The following is a 12,644-nucleotide window of genomic DNA, read 5'->3' as shown; positions in this document are numbered from 1 at the left end:
CAGGGCGACGCCCGTCGGCGGCCCGGATCCAGTTCCGCAGTGTCTCGGTGTTCACCCCGAGATCACCGGCGACGGACTTGATCGTCGCTCCCGGCCTCGACCGGTACAACGTGACCGCGTCCGCCTTGAACTCGGCGGGGTAGTGCTTCATCCCCACAGGGACTCCGTTCTCCTGGACCATCAAGATCCAAGTGTCTCCGGTGTCCAAAATCCGGGGTCAGGGCCCAACCGTCACTCCCCGACGACAACACGAAAACCTCAGTAGTGCGTCAACGGCTTCTCGGTGGCTCTGCTCGTGCTCGCTCAGCCACTGGCGTCGCAGGCTGACGAGGAGAGCAGCAGCCCCGCCAGTGCCAGCACCGACGGTGAGCGCGGTCTTGATCGCATCGAGACGTGCCTGGGCTTTGGCTTCACCTCGCAAGCCGTGGGTCTGAGCCAGTAGCGCCCACATGGAAATGGAGATGGCCGCGGTCACCACCGCGGCCCCGAGAACTGTCCACCACCAGGAGATTGGTTTGACTGTCCGGTGGGAGGCACTCATTGGGCCGCCTCCCCAGCGCCGTCCGACATCCTCTGTCTGTCTGCCCGTCTCCCCCTGCTGCTCATGACTCAGTAGGCTACTTGTCGCTAACGGTGCTACTCGACGTGCGGTTTCTCGGTCGGGTCAGCACGACATCTGGCGCTGAATCAGCGAGATATCTGACGACTGGTGATCACCGGGGGGTGCAGATCCTGGCAAGGCAGTGGCCGCGGTGGCGAAGGAGGCGACCCGTGGCAGTGATGTCCGCCATCGCTGGCAGAATGCCGGGCATGGTGAGATCACTGCGCATCGAGGGCTTCTCCGTGGCCGGCAAGCCGGTCGCCACGCCGGCCACCAAGTTCGGCGGCCAGCCCGTGTGGCTGACAGGCCCGCAGTGGCCGATGAGCGCGGCATGGGACCGGCCGATGCGGTTCGTCGCCCAGATCGAGTTGGGCCCGGTACTCGGAGCGGCCGGCCAGGGGAAGATGGCCTACGTCTTCGTGACCCACGCCGATCACGACGAGGCCGACTTCTTCGACCCCGACGTCATCGACCCCGACGGCGGCGAGAACGCTGTCATCGTGCAGCCGGGCGGGGACTACACCGGCCCGGTGCGCCCACTGGCGACCGGACCCGGACTCTACGGCCGCGACGGGTCGGCGGTGGAGTTCACCGTCGACCTCTGCCCGGTCGACGAGCCCGATTCCATGACGGATGCGGAACTCGAAGCCCTGCCCTCTGCCGACCGGGACGGCTACGTCGAGCGGATCGACGGCGACAAGATCGGCGGAACACCGCTGTTCTTCCAAGGCGACGATTGGCCGGACGGCGGCCCCTGGCGGCTGCTGCTGCAGTTGGACTCGAACTGGGTGCCGTTCCACCTCAACCTCGGCGCGTCGCCGAGGGTGTTCGCCTTCGTGTCCGAGGACGGCGCCCAGGGCAGGCTGCTCGTCCAGGACTCCTGAGCACAGGGCCGCCAGCCATCGGGGCGAGGATTCTTGGGAACCCACACCTATCTGCCGCCCTCGACGCCGGCTCCGACAAGCGCGTCTGGGGCGACAGATGACGTGCTGACACGACAGTTGGCGTGCTGAGTCACAGCAGGTCGTGTGATCACTTTGGCCGTACCCGCCAACCACCGTGCAAAGCCGCCAACTATCGCGCAACGTCACAACCACCACCGCCGACGTCGGCCTGGCGCAGGCCCTTTGCCTGTCTTTTCAGTAGTTCGGCCAGTGGGTGTGGTCCTGTCGTGACTTCTTGCGGAGCCAGCGGTCGACCGTGCGCCCTATCCGCCCGCGGGGAGCCGGCGGCGCGGTGGTCTCCACCGGGCGGTCCTCGGTGACGAGCGGAAGCAAGCCCCTGGTGACCACGGGGCGGCTGAGGGGGATCTCCTGGGGCAGCAGCGTGATGTGCCGGGCCGTACGGGAGCCGGGCGGTACCCGCGGCTGGGGCGTGAGGGCGTAGCGGCGTGGTGTTCTGATGGGCAGGCCGGAGCGGGTGGTGCCGGCCGGGGGGCACGGGCGCTGGGGGCCTTGGAGTACGCCGGATCCGGCGGGGAGGACGGTCTCCAGGAGGATCTGGCCGCGGAGGAAGTCGAGGTCTGTGGTGCTGATGCCGGGTGGGGTGGATGGTCCGTGGGGTTCTTCGGCCGGCGGGGCGTCCACCACTTTGATCGTGAGGGACACGGACGGTCTTCGGGGGGTGCTGTCCGCGAGGCGGTCCCACACCTTCTGCCAGCGCCGCACGTTGTTCGGGGAGACGTTCAGGGCTTCCATGAACGCGGTGAGGTGGGCGCGGGAGGGAACGGCCTCGCCCCTGAGGATGACGCTGAGGCTGCTCTTGGGCAGCCGGTGCCGCTTGCCGTCGGGAGTTCGTCCCGCCGCTGTCTGCAGGTCGCTCAGGGAGGGCTGGCCTTCCCTGGCCCGCATTTCGACCATGACGTCGTGCAGCTTGGCGAAGCTGTCGATGAGGTCGGGGTGGGTCATCACCGAGCGGAGCGAGACGGCCAGGTCCCGGAACTCCGGAGAGATTCCCGCGCGGCGCCGACGTTCTTCTCCGGCCCTGCGCGCGGCCTTCCATAACCGTATTGCTTCCCTGGTGTCCGCCCCGCACGCGGTCGCGTAGGCGAGCACCAGGCGGCGGGAGGGCACCTTGCCGCCGGCGCCGCGCGACAGCGCCGAAGCGGTGAACTCGTGATCGGTCAGTTTGGCCATTGCCGCGTAGGTGAGACCTTGGCGCTCGCGCTGGGCGCGTAGCCACAGCGCGAGCGCTTCGGACTGCCGGGTGTCGGCGGCAACGGCGTTCTCACGCCGTCCCATGGGACCGTCAGACGGCCTCGAGCGGCGGCGCGCCCGCCGCGCGCATGGCCCTGACGGACCGGACGGCGACGTAGAGGGCACCGGTGATGAACTCGAGGGCGCCGAACACTGGCATCCCGAGGGCCGCGAGGGCCCCCGCCACCACGACGACCACGATCACGAGGACCAGTTCCTTCGTCGTCAGGGCTCCCTGCGAAGGGCTGCCGGGTGCCGACTGGGCCGGCTGAGGGGAGAGTGAACGCATGCCTGATACCTGCCTGATGTCGTATCACGCCCCTTGTGGGCGGGATGAGTTGGCTGCACCTTGAACTGTCGGCGGCGACTTCCAGGTCGGACCGCCGACGGCGTTGATCCTCTCACCAGTGACCCGACCATCACAATGCGTTGCCATCCGGGCGGAGGGGTTGATGCCCGCGCGTCCAGGGGTTCACCGCCGGGGGATGGCGAATGGGTGGCCGAATATCACCCCGGCGCCCCGGAAACCGCAGGTCAGGGAAATGAAACCGCGTTTTTCATTCATTTTCGTCCAGACGCCATTGCCGAAGCGGGGCACCAGGTGCCATCGTCCCTACAACGCCGCCCCGGCACTGGCTGCCGAGGCCCCCCTGGCGTCGTGGCTGCACCATGAAACAGGGACCGGGCTCACCGCGTTCCAGCGCGGCGCCCACGAGAGGGGCGCATCCCCGCCGGACGCGCCCCTCTCCACAACACCAAGCCGCCTTCTCGGTGTTCTGCGGGGTGGCCTCGGTCGACGACCCGTCGGTGTCGTGGGCCTGTTGAGCGCCACCGTGACCGAGCTCGGCATGGTCGGGCTGTTCTTCATCCCGGCCGCCGCCTCCCGCCGGCTGCCGGACGTCATCCGCCGTGGTTCCCGCCGTACGGGCACCGCCCCGGGGGAGGCGGAGGCCGCAGTAGACCAGGCCGTCGATTGCCCGGAGCGCCGCGCGGCGGGCATGCTGCGCGTTTCCGGAGGAGAAGAGGAGAACGTGTCCGAACACGACGACGCAAGCGCGGCGGAAGCGGCGCTCAGGAAGGCCGTGGAGCAGCTGAGCGGCAACGGGACGAGCGACGGCGACAAGGCCGCCGAAGAGGCCGTCCAGGCGCTCGCGGACGGCTCTGGGCAGGCATGGACACCCGGGCAAGAGGCGCAGATCCGGGCCATGGTGGACCAGATCCGCAAGCTGCAGGACCTGAACCGGCCGGGCGGGGGCTGGTGGCGTCGGCGCCGCGAGTGGCGGGCCCGGGAACGGCTGGTCGACCTCATGATGGCCGGCGGCCCGGAGCTGCTGAACGAGGCGGAACTGCGGCACTGGAAGAGCCACGCCATGGTGGAGCTGCTGCTCAGGTTCATCGACAGCCCGATGAAGCAGGACGACACGGTGGAGACGCTCGCCCGGATCGAGGCGCTGCACGCCGTGACGTACGAGGAGTACCAGCAGGCCAGAAAGAAGCTGGCAGACGAGAAGGCCGCCGCCGGCTGACCCGTCGGCAGGTATGCCTAAAACCCCGAACCGGCGCGCGTGTGACTGAGTGCTTCAGCTGGCCATTCTGAGCGTCACAGGTGGCCGCGCTGCCTTGTCCGCACGAGACAGCCCTCATCGCACGCCCTGTGTGCAGCCGCAGCAGAGTTCCTCCGGCGGCTCCCGGGTAACCGCGAGGAGGTGGTGCTGTGCACCAAGCGGTTCAGCGATACGCCCTGCCGCGCACGTAGGCAATGACGAGGGTGATTGCGGTGATGGCGCACACCAGCATGCCGATGGTCAGGAAGGCGATGCCGGCCTCGCTGATGCCCGGTTCGGTGCTCACTATGGTCATGCCCTGACCGGAGTAGGTCCGGTGTTCCTTGTCCGGGTGGTCCGCGATGTAGAAGATCATCGCGGGGATCGCTGCCGCGCAGCCCGCAGCCCCTGCCAGCGGCCAACTGCCCGCCCGGCCGTACCAGGGGACCCGCGGTTTCAGAGCGACGTGCGGGCACTGTGTCAGCAGGGCGCGTCCCAGGTCGCCGGCGCGTTCGGTGAGCCCGTCAGCCCGCAGCCGGGTGCCGTCGTCGAGTTCGATCTCAATGCGGTAGCCGTTGCCGAGTCGGGTCGCGAGGCCGTTCACCGCGTCGCCGTCGACGTGAAGCGAGGTGACGCGGTTCCAGGGCCAGCCCGCAGCGCCCCGCTGGGATCCATGAACCAGGCCGCCCTGGCGAACCTCGAAATACTCGCCGCGCTCCCCGCGCAGGGCCCGCGCGATCTGGGTCGCCGCGATCGCAATGGCGCCCAGCCCAAGGCCGAGCAGCAGACCGATCGCCTTGTTGCTGCCGGCCGACCCCTCGCCGGTTGCCGACCAGCCCCACACGCCCAGCCAGCCGGACGGGATGGCTATAAGCAGTGCGCAGCCTGCGTTCACCCATCGCTTCCGGTGGTCCACCGCGTGCCGGCTGACCACCGGGCCGAGGTCGCCGAACGTGTCTGCTCCTTTAGCCATGGGGGAAGTCAAGCAGCCGGTCTGCCGACTCCACAAGATCGGCTGTCGGGCCGGTACTTGGGGCTGGGACCGAAGCAAGATCAAGGCACGGCGGCACTGGGGAATGCGGCAGCCGGAAACGCGAGGGAACGAAGACAAGCCGACCTCAACAGGCCGCTGAGCATGGAGCGGCCAACTGAGATGCTCACTGGCCAGCCGGAGCGCTCAACGCGACAGGGGAAGGCCTTCATGCCGATGGGACGCGTTTCAACGCCGGGCCAGCACTGCGACCTCATGGCCAAAGGCTACGGCCAGCCGACCGTCCGACGTCATGTCAACCGCCACGACGCCCAGAGGGGTAACCGCATCTGACCGGATCTGCTGCATGGTGCCCAGGTCCCACACCCTCACCGTCCCGACCGGTTCAGCATCGATGCCTGTCCAACTGACGAAGCCCAGGTCGGTAAAGCTGGTGAGGCCGCTGCCGGTGACGGCGACCGCGCGACCATCCACCACCGCCGTCGCCACCGCCCGCACCGGGTGGGTGTGGCCGGTCAGGGCCTCACTGACCTGTTCACGGGTAGTCAGGTCCCACACCCGCACTGTCCCGTCCCGGCCGCCGGTGACAGCGACGGAGCGGCCGTCCACCACCGCCGTCGCCACCGCCTCCACCCCGTCGCTGTGACCGGTGAGGGGTTCTCCAAGCTGCTTACAGACCGTCAGGTCCCATATTCGCACCGTCGCATCCCGGCTGCCGGTGACAGCGACCGGGCGGCCGTCCACCACCGCCGTCGCCACCGCCTCCACCCCGTAGGTGTGCCCGGTCAGGGCCTCGCAGACCTGTTCGCGGGTAGTCAGGTCCCACACCCGCACCTTGGCATCACGACCGCCGGTCACGATATGGGGGCGGCCGTCGATCACCACAGCCGCTACCGCGCGCATATCCACAACCCAGTTGGGAAGATCGGCGAATTCCGACTCAGGCCAACTTATGGAGAGTGGCACCGCCGGCTTCGGATCCCTGCGATTGATGATGGGTTCGCCGATCTCCCGGCCGACGGTCAGATCCCAAACGCGCATTTCTATGCGGTGCTGGCCGCTGCTGGTGACAGCAACCGGACGATCGTCCAGCACGGTGGTCGCCACCGCCCACACCGGGCCGGTGTGGCCGGTCAGGGGATCGCCGACCTGTCGGCCGGTGTCCAAGTCCCATATCCGCACGGTCTTGTCCCCCCCGCCGGTAACGACGACCGAGCGTCCGTCCAGCACGGCGGTCGCCATCGCGTACACGTTGTCGGTGTGGCCGACGGCAGGCGTACCAACCTGCCGGTCGCTGCTCAAGTCCCACACTCTTATCGTCCCCGTGAAGTCGACGGTGATGGCATGAGGGCGGCCATGAACCACCGTCGTAGCCATCGCACACACCCTGGGGACATGCTCGATCGCGAGCCTGTCGACCTGTCGGCGGCTGGCCAGGTCCCACACCCGCACCATGGGACTCGCGCCACCGGTAAGGATGAGGTCCCGCCCGTCCACCGACACAATCCCCACCGCGACCGTCGTATCAGACAGATCGTCCAGCGGCTCGCCAACCTGCTTGCGGGTGGTCAAATCCCATACGCGGGCTGTCCCGTCCATGCTGCCGGTCACGATATGAGGGCGGCCCTCAATCACCGTGTTCACTATCCGATGAACCTCGTGGCGATGGCCGATCAGAGGCTCGCCGACCTGCTGTCCGGTGGCCAGGTCCCACACCCACATCATCCCGTCCCCGCTGCCGGCGACTGCAACCGGACGGCCCTCCACCACCCCGGTCGCCACCGCGAACATCGAGGCATCATGGCCGATCAGGGGATCGCCGACCTGCTCGCCGGTGGCCAGGTCCCACACCCGCACCGTCCCGTCCAAACCGCCGGTGATGGCGACGGAGCGGCCGTCCACCACCGCCGTCGCCACCGCCTCCACCCCGTCGCTGTGACCGGTGAGGGGTTCTCCAAGCTGCTTACAGGTCGTCAGGTCCCATATGCGTACCTTCCCATCTGCGCTGCCGGTGACCGCAACCGGACGGCCTTCCACCGCTCCGGTCGCCACAGCTTCTATCACTTCGTCGTGGACGGTGAGGGCGTTGCGGAGCCGGGGCTCGACCTGCGAGCCGGTGGCCCACTCCACACTCCACGCGGCGTCGGCCTCACCCTTCACATCGACCGCAGCAAGGCGCGCGGCCAGCCCCCGATCCCCGTAGCGCGCCGCGTCCAACGCCAGAACCTGCCGCCGCGCCCCCGCACCAGAATCACGGTGCAGGTGCGCGGACTCCCGGTACACCGCGGCCGCCAGCGTCTCCTCCCGCTCCGACGCACCGTCCAGCGCCACCAGGACCCGATCCGGGTCGGTGTTCACCAACCACCCCGGATCGGTCAACCCAGCCCCACCCTTCTCGTACGAACCACCAGCTTGAACGCGCCCCGCCTCGGCCGACGCGCTCACGTGCTCACTCATCCTCGGATTCCTTCGTCTTCATCAGATTCGCCTGCTTGAACGGCCCGGGGACGGCAGCGTGCTGCATCCCTGATATCGCCGAGTAGTTGTCAATTTCCGTGGAACAGGAAGAACCTTGGGGTGGCCGACCCTGGAAGTCCTTCAGGTTTGACGTACCGGGGCCAAGATCATTTCTTGGTGGGGTTCGTCGTTCGCCTGACAGCTGGGCGGCCTTTGCGTGATCGTGTCTCCTCGCTGAAGTCGACAGTCGATCAACCCAAAGGCCGTGATGGACAGTCTGCAAGACGACGCTGCGCGCGTCGAGGCCCTGACCGGGTTGTCCCGGTTCCGCCGCGAGTTCTACGAGTGCCTGACCCTGCGAGGGGATGCCCTGTTCGAGCTGACGGACGCGGTGCTGTGCGCCGACGGGCCGGTGGTCTCGCTGCCGGAGCTGACGCTGGAGGCGGTGCACCGGCGCGGGCACGGGGCGATGTACGACGCACTGGCCCAAGGCCGCATCAACGTGTCCCGCCTCCGCGTGGCGCTGGCGGGCTTGGAGCTGCCGCGCGGGGCGGACCGGCAGCTGTCCATCGCACTGGACGTCACGCCCTGGCCCCGACCGGACGCCGAGTGCTCGCCCGAACGCCTGCACTGCCACCGCCCGTGCCGTTGCGACGGCGTGCGCCAGACCATCCCCGGCTGGCCCTACCAGATGGCCGCCGCCCTCGGTGGTGGCCGCTCCTCGTGGACCGGCCCGCTCGACGTGGTGCGACTGGGCCCCGGGGACGACCCCACCGAAGTCACCGCGACCCAGATCCGTGAGCTGCACGCCCGCCTGGAACGGGCCGGGCAATGGCAACCGGGCGACCCGCCGGTCCTGTTCGTCATGGACTCCGGATACGACCTCGTGCGTCTGACCTGGCTACTGCGCGAGGAGCCGGTACGGCTGCTGGGACGGATCCGCGCGGACCGGGTGATGTACGCACCGGCCGGCAAGCGCCGCGGAACCAACCCCGGACGCCCGCCCCGCCACGGAGCGGAGTTCCGCCTCGCCGGCCCCGCCACCCATCCCGCCCCGGTCCAGGAGTCGACCGGCACCCACGACCGCTTCGGCGAGGTCCTCGCCCGCTGCTGGGGCCGGATGCACCCCAAGCCGGACCGCCGTGGTTCCTGGGCCAGCCACGAGGGCGAATTACCTCTTGTCGAGGGAACGTTGGTCCACCTGGCCGTCGAGCGCCTGCCCGGCAACCGCGACCCCAAACCGCTGTGGCTGTGGCACAGCGACCCAGACGCCACCGCCCACGACGTCGACCGCCTCTGGCGGATCTTCCTCAGAAGATTCGACATCGAACACACATTCCGCTTCTTCAAGCAGACCCTCGGCCTGACCCGCCCCCGCCAGATGGTGTACGAGTTGCTGTTCTTCGCCATGAGCCACATGTAATACCACTGGTCGTCGCGTAGCGTCCTCGGACTGTTCTCTGCGGTATTCCGGATGATTTCCCAAACCCCACCGGCCCCGGCCGCGCCGATGAGAGGAAGCGCCGCTGTCATGGCTGGCCCATAGACTGCGACAAGCACGGCTCCTACAGTTCCAATAACTGCGCCAGTGACCGATATTGCGCGCTTTCTGCGGGCAATATTCATTTGTGACTGAACGCGTCTGATCTCGTCTTCCAGCTGATTCCCGATCTTGCGAAGTTCGTGCTCCATGTGGTCACTCTGAACGGCTCCATCGAGATCTGCGATGCTTTGCTGCAAGAATCTTTTGGCCGCACGGTAGGAGCCGAATTGCTCGACCGTGATGCGACTAGCGATAGCCATCGGAACGCCGTCGATGAATGGAAGGTCCATCTGGAGAATAGGGCGCACCACGCGGCTCTTTACCGGTCCACTGCCAGAGCCTTCCACCTCCTCGATGCCTCTTCCGTCTCGTACTAAGAAGTCGAGTGCCGTCCGAACGAGGCTGGCTTGACTGTCGGTGCGACTTACATCTCCTGGGGTTGCGTGAATAACGCTACGCTCGCTTTGGATCGAGTATTTGGGTAGATACCAAACGAGTCCAGATCTGAGCAGGGGCTCGGAATTGGTGAGCCACTGCCCTAAAGTGAAAATATTGTCGCACACCAGAGCGAGTCTATCTGGCCATTCGGTTACAGTAATTCCAGCCTGAGGGTCAAAGGAAGTGCTTCTCCTGGGCGCAAAAATGCGTTCGATGGGATCAATTCTCGGGGGAATTTGAACGAGCTCGTGCACACTCCCTGGTCCATGATGCGCTAACAATAGGGTGTCGGATACGAGCAGGCTTCGTTTGGCGAGGCGTTCAAATCCGCCTTCACTCACTCCCAGGCCAACATAAAACGGGGAGTGAGATAGTTTCTTGTCATCGACCAGCTCCCGGCGCCGCTCATGGAACAAGTGCCGCGCATATGCCTTCGCCATCAGGCTGGGATCTTTCCTCTCGTGTGCCGTCACCCCCTTGAAGAATCTATTCATGTGTTTCGCGACGATCGGATTTTGAATTGCTTTCCGGTGACTGCGCATAATGGCATGCTACCCCCTGAGGATTTACGGCGTCGCGTGATCTCGTTCTCCTTCCCAGGGTCATTGAGCGTTCTCAGAGCGGCCACCGATCGGGGGACAGCGGGAAGGCCGCAACGCACGAGGCACCCATGCCGTTGAGCGAGATGTTCGACGTCTCAACTCATCAGCGCAGGCGCCTCGTTGGTTCCATATCCTGCCGCACTCGACCTGTCTCACGCACTGGTCGAGTGGGTCACCATGCTCATCGTGACCCGCGAGGGTGACCGCCGCTGCAAGCTCCCGCCCGCACCATCGCTCCGCCCTCCTGGAGCTCTGGGAGCTGCCTCGCGCAGGCAGGTGGGGCCGGGGTGGTGATGGTGCGTACGGTGGACGGTGGACGGAGTGCTGTCCTGATCACCGGTCGATCATCGGCCAGCGGCCGGAGGCCGAGCGGGCCGTTGCTCAGGATCACCGGAACATGTACAGCGACCGCTCCCGAATTCCGGCCCCGGTGGTGAGCGGGAGTAATTGTCAATTCCTGTGGATCGGTGGTGCGCTTCAGCCTTCCTCAGGCTTCTGACCGTTGGCTTCGAGGAGGCGGCGGAGACGTCGGATCTCGGCGATCAGGCGGGGAATGTCCTGGCGGGCGTTGGCGATGAAGTTGGCGTTCTCGTCCCAGCGTTCGTCTGCGACGTCGACATATCGTGGCTGCTGAACCAGGGTGGCGGCCACGATCTGCCGGTGGTCGAAGTCTGGCCAGCGTTCGTCGGCTCCGGTGTCGGGGACAGTACTGATGGCGACGAGGCTCATGGCAAAGTCGTCGTCCAGTTGGCGCACGTGCCAGGGGCCGGGAGTCGCAGCACCGGCAAGCTCCTCGATCACGGCGAGTTCCTCGTCGGTCAGCGGATTGGGGGTGCCCATCAGGCTGCCCGCTCCTCGCGCTCAACGAGCTGACCACGTTTGAAGCGGGCTCCGGCCCGGACAAGGGCAACGAGTTGGGGCGCGTTCACGGCTCGCCAGCGGGCCTGAGCGGACTCGATTAGCTTGAAGACCATGGCCAGTCCGGCCGCGCGGGAGCCGGCGCCCCTGGTGACCTTGGTCCGCAGACGCACGGTGGCGAAGGTCGACTCGATCGGGTTGGTGGTCCGCAGATGGATCCAGTGCTCGGCGGGAAAGTCGAATAACGCCAGGAGTTCGTCCTCGTCGTCCGTGATCCGCTTGACGACCTTGGGGTACTTGGCCCCGTAGGCCCGTTCGAAGTCGCGCACGGCCCGGGCCGCGTGCTCCTTGTCCTCGGCGTTGTAGATCTCCTGGATCGCACGCTTGGCCGCGGGCTGGGCTGACTTCGGCAGCGCGTCCAAAACGTTGGCGGTTTTGTGAACCCAGCACCTTTGATGGCGGGTGTCGGGGAAGACCTCGCTCAGCGCGTTCCAGAAGCCGAGAGCGCCGTCGCCGACGGCCAGGACCGGGGCCCGCATGCCACGGCGGGCGCAGTCCCGCAGCAGGCCCGCCCATGCCTCCGACGACTCGCGGTATCCGTCGGTCATCGCGATCAGCTCCTTCGTGCCGTCCGCGCGTACCCCCATCAGCACCAGGACCGCGGCCTTCGCCTCCTCCAGGCGGATGCGCAGGTGAACGCCGTCCGCCCAGACGTATACGTAGTCCGTGGCGGACAGCTCCCGGTCCATGAATGCCGTGTGGTAGGCCTGCCATTGAGCAGTCAGCCGCGTCACGGTGGCGGGCGAGAGGCCGGCCGAGGATCCGAGAAACTGCTCCAGCGCGGGCACGAAGTCGCCGGAGGACAGGCCGTGCAGGTAGAGCAGCGGCAGCACCTCACTGATCTTTGGGGACTTGCGGCACCAGGGCGGCAGGATCGCCGAGGAGAACCGCTTGCGCTCACCCGTCGTGTCATCGACGCGCTTATCGTTCACGCGCGGGGCCCGCACCTCGACCGTCCCGGCGGCCGTGGTCACCTCCCAGGCTCTCGGATGCCTTCCGGTGACCTGGGAGACCGAGGCGTGTATTGCCCTTAAAGGTGGTTCAGGGGTTGACGGCGTGTTCGGTGAACTGGCCACAGGAGCGGAATCCCAGGCGGCGGTAGACGGGCTCGCCGTCGGCTGATGCCTGCAGGACCGCGATGCGGTGGTCCCGGTCGCGGGCCGTACGGAGGGCCGCGAGTGTGATGGCGCCGCCGTAGCCGCGCCGGCGGTGGGCGGCCAGGGTGGAGATGTTGTAGATGCCAGCGACTCCCGCGTGGTGGAACACCTCGGCGGAGCAGACCGGACGGTTCTCGACGTAGCCGACCAGATACCGGGCCGGGCACTGCACGGCCAGTGCCTGCGGGGCGGCCTCGG

10 protein-coding genes and 2 pseudogenes are annotated in these 12,644 nt (G+C 67.2%); 4 read left to right on the top strand and 8 right to left on the bottom strand.

All coding sequences use genetic code 11. The features are described 5' to 3' along the window. Positions 1-157: transposase (locus ACIRJP_RS40605; protein WP_404185978.1), on the bottom strand; the 157-nt coding region annotated here is incomplete at its 3' end. A gap of 653 nt (positions 158-810) precedes the next feature. Between ACIRJP_RS40605 and ACIRJP_RS40600 the strand changes: the two genes are divergently transcribed. Next, positions 811-1,485, top strand: a complete 675-nt coding sequence (locus ACIRJP_RS40600; RefSeq protein ID WP_404185976.1) for a hypothetical protein — start codon at positions 811-813, stop codon at positions 1,483-1,485. 255 nt (positions 1,486-1,740) lie between these two features. Here the strand turns inward: ACIRJP_RS40600 and ACIRJP_RS40595 are convergent, their stop codons facing one another. Both ACIRJP_RS40595 and ACIRJP_RS40590 read right to left on the bottom strand, forming a co-directional pair. Then, on the bottom strand, positions 1,741-2,841 hold the full coding sequence (locus tag ACIRJP_RS40595) for a helix-turn-helix domain-containing protein (protein WP_404185974.1): 1,101 nt from the start codon (positions 2,839-2,841) through the stop codon (positions 1,741-1,743). Between the two features lie 7 nt (positions 2,842-2,848). Next, a complete protein-coding gene (locus ACIRJP_RS40590) occupies positions 2,849-3,085 on the bottom strand; it encodes a hypothetical protein (RefSeq protein ID WP_404185972.1) in 237 nt (78 codons plus the stop codon). Between the two features lie 532 nt (positions 3,086-3,617). On the opposite strand from ACIRJP_RS40590, the gene ACIRJP_RS40585 reads away from it, so the two are divergent. Continuing rightward, on the top strand, positions 3,618-4,322 hold the full coding sequence (locus ACIRJP_RS40585) for a hypothetical protein (protein WP_404185970.1): 705 nt from the start codon (positions 3,618-3,620) through the stop codon (positions 4,320-4,322). A gap of 202 nt (positions 4,323-4,524) precedes the next feature. Here the strand turns inward: ACIRJP_RS40585 and ACIRJP_RS40580 are convergent, their stop codons facing one another. Next, positions 4,525-5,313, bottom strand: coding sequence for a hypothetical protein (locus ACIRJP_RS40580; protein WP_404185968.1), 789 nt, complete (start codon positions 5,311-5,313; stop codon positions 4,525-4,527). 246 nt (positions 5,314-5,559) lie between these two features. Further along, on the bottom strand, positions 5,560-7,788 hold the full coding sequence (locus ACIRJP_RS40575; RefSeq protein ID WP_404185966.1) for a WD40 repeat domain-containing protein: 2,229 nt from the start codon (positions 7,786-7,788) through the stop codon (positions 5,560-5,562). A gap of 268 nt (positions 7,789-8,056) precedes the next feature. Here ACIRJP_RS40575 and ACIRJP_RS40570 point away from each other — a divergent pair, with 268 nt between their 5' ends. Beyond that, positions 8,057-9,211 carry a transposase gene (locus ACIRJP_RS40570; protein WP_404185964.1) on the top strand — a complete coding sequence of 385 codons (1,155 nt, stop codon included), beginning with the start codon at positions 8,057-8,059 and terminating at the stop codon, positions 9,209-9,211. Between the two features lie 1,280 nt (positions 9,212-10,491). Beyond that, positions 10,492-10,596 (top strand): annotated as a pseudogene (locus ACIRJP_RS40565) (IS5/IS1182 family transposase); the annotation flags it as partial. 252 nt (positions 10,597-10,848) lie between these two features. On the opposite strand, the gene ACIRJP_RS40560 reads toward ACIRJP_RS40565, so the two are convergent. From ACIRJP_RS40560 to ACIRJP_RS40550, 3 genes and pseudogenes are all read right to left on the bottom strand, one after another. After that, on the bottom strand, positions 10,849-11,211 hold the full coding sequence (locus ACIRJP_RS40560) for a hypothetical protein (protein WP_404185962.1): 363 nt from the start codon (positions 11,209-11,211) through the stop codon (positions 10,849-10,851). Next, positions 11,211-12,266, bottom strand: a pseudogene (locus ACIRJP_RS40555) (IS256 family transposase); the annotation flags it as partial. The pseudogene ACIRJP_RS40555 and the gene ACIRJP_RS40560, both read right to left, overlap by 1 nt. A 64-nt stretch (positions 12,267-12,330) precedes the next feature. Then, positions 12,331-12,644, bottom strand: a 314-nt coding sequence (locus tag ACIRJP_RS40550) for a GNAT family N-acetyltransferase (protein WP_404185960.1), incomplete at its 5' end; no start/stop codon positions are given.

It is taken from the genome of Streptomyces sp. NPDC102437 (genome assembly GCF_044765565.1).
Taxonomy (GTDB): domain Bacteria; phylum Actinomycetota; class Actinomycetes; order Streptomycetales; family Streptomycetaceae; genus Streptomyces.
This window is presented reverse-complemented; position numbering and strand designations above follow the sequence as displayed.

Excerpts from the sequence above, each read along its gene's own strand:
- ACIRJP_RS40560 (WP_404185962.1), bottom strand. The coding sequence starts at position 11,211 with ATGGGCACCCCCAATCCGCTGACCGACGAGGAACTCGCCGTGATCGAG.
- ACIRJP_RS40595 (WP_404185974.1), bottom strand. The coding sequence starts at position 2,841 with ATGGGACGGCGTGAGAACGCCGTTGCCGCCGACACCCGGCAGTCCGAA.
- ACIRJP_RS40570 (WP_404185964.1), top strand. The coding sequence starts at position 8,057 with ATGGACAGTCTGCAAGACGACGCTGCGCGCGTCGAGGCCCTGACCGGG.
- ACIRJP_RS40590 (WP_404185972.1), bottom strand. The coding sequence starts at position 3,085 with ATGCGTTCACTCTCCCCTCAGCCGGCCCAGTCGGCACCCGGCAGCCCT.
- ACIRJP_RS40575 (WP_404185966.1), bottom strand. The coding sequence starts at position 7,788 with ATGAGTGAGCACGTGAGCGCGTCGGCCGAGGCGGGGCGCGTTCAAGCT.
- ACIRJP_RS40600 (WP_404185976.1), top strand. The coding sequence starts at position 811 with ATGGTGAGATCACTGCGCATCGAGGGCTTCTCCGTGGCCGGCAAGCCG.
- ACIRJP_RS40580 (WP_404185968.1), bottom strand. The coding sequence starts at position 5,313 with ATGGCTAAAGGAGCAGACACGTTCGGCGACCTCGGCCCGGTGGTCAGC.